General features: G+C 66.9%; 1 protein-coding gene. It reads right to left on the bottom strand.

The features are described 5' to 3' along the window. Window positions 1–1,642 (bottom strand): non-ribosomal peptide synthetase (locus tag ACT89H_RS29325; protein ID WP_445111908.1); only part of this gene is annotated, 1,642 nt, incomplete at both ends.

Consider the following 1,642-nt stretch of genomic DNA (forward strand, 5'->3'; position numbering starts at 1 on the left):
ATTCAACGGCAGAGCATCCAACACCACGAACGCCGACGGCACCATATACGACGGCAGGTTGGCGGCGAGTTCGGACTTCACCTGCGCCACATCCACACCCGCGTCGACATCACTCGCCACCAGGTAGGCCACCAGCCGGTCACCGGTCTTCGGATCGGACTTCGCGACCACCGCTGTCTGCGCGACCTCCGGCAACGCCAACAGGGCGGCTTCGATCTCACCGAGCTCGATACGGAAACCACGGATCTTCACCTGGAAGTCGGTGCGACCCCGATACTCGAGTTCACCGGCGCTGTTCCAGGCGACCAAGTCACCGGTCCGGTACATCCGCGCACCGGGCTGGAACGGGTTGGCCACGAACCGATCCGCGGTCAGGTCAGCACGACCGAAGTAGCCGCGCGCCAACTGCGAACCGGCGAGGTACAACTCACCGGAGACACCGTCCGGCACCGGCCGCAACCGGGAATCCAGCACGTAGACCTGGCTGTTCCACTCGGGCGCACCGATCGACACCGAGGTCTCGTCAGCGAGAGTGACGCGGTGGCTGGTGATCGACACCGCCGCCTCGGTCGGACCGTAGAGGTTGAACAACTCGATACGCGGGTGTTCCCGCAGGAACCGCTGCGCCAATGCACCGGGCAACGCCTCACCGATCGCCAACACTCGCCGTGGCGACCAATCGCCCGTGCTCGGCCGGTGCGCCAGCAGCGCCTCCAGCATCGACGGCACCGCGTGCAGGGTGGTGACCGATTCCCGGGCCATCAACTCGTTCAGGTACACCGGATCCCGGTGACCATCCGGTGCGGCGATCACCAACCGTCCACCGCACACCGCGGCCGACCAGAACTCCCACACCGACAAATCGAACGTCGCCGCCGTCTTCAACAGCACCGAGTCGTCCTGGCCCAGCTCGAACTCGGCCGCCTTCCAGAGCAATTGGTTCACGATCGCCCCGTGCGGCACCGCGACGCCCTTCGGGCGACCGGTCGAACCCGAGGTGAAGATGACGTAGGCCGTGTTCTCCGGTCGCAGGGCCACGGCTCGCTCGGCGTCGGTGAGCGGCACGCTCGCGACCGCGGTGAGTTCGAGATCCTCGAGCCGCACCACCGGCGCGACCTCGGTCTCGAACTCGGCGTCGACGTTGGTCAGCACACACACCGGCGCGGCGACGGAGAGGATGTAGTCGGTCCGCTCCGCGGCTTGGTCGGGGTCGACCGGCAGGTACGCCCCACCGGCTTCGGCCACCGCGTACATCGCCACGACCAGATCCACCGATCGTCGGAACGCGAGCGCGACCAGGGTTTCCGGGCCGACGCCCACCGAGATCAGGTAACGGGCGAGGCGGTTCACCCGTGCTGCCAGCTCGGCGTAGCTCAACTCGACGCGTTCGCCGCCGGGTAGGTCCGCGACCAGCGCGACCGAGCCCGGCGCCGCCGCGACGGTCCGGCGCAGCAGCGATCCCAGCGTGGCGGGCTCCACCGGATGGGTGGTGTCGTTTCGCGTGGTGAGTACGTCGTGTCGTTCGGTGTCGGCGAGCAGTTCGATATCCCCCACCAGCACATTGGCATCAGCAACCACAGCCGAGAGAACACGCGACAACCGATCAACAAACCCCTCCACCGTCGACCGATCGAACAAATCC

The sequence above is a fragment of the Nocardia aegles genome, from assembly GCF_052545135.1.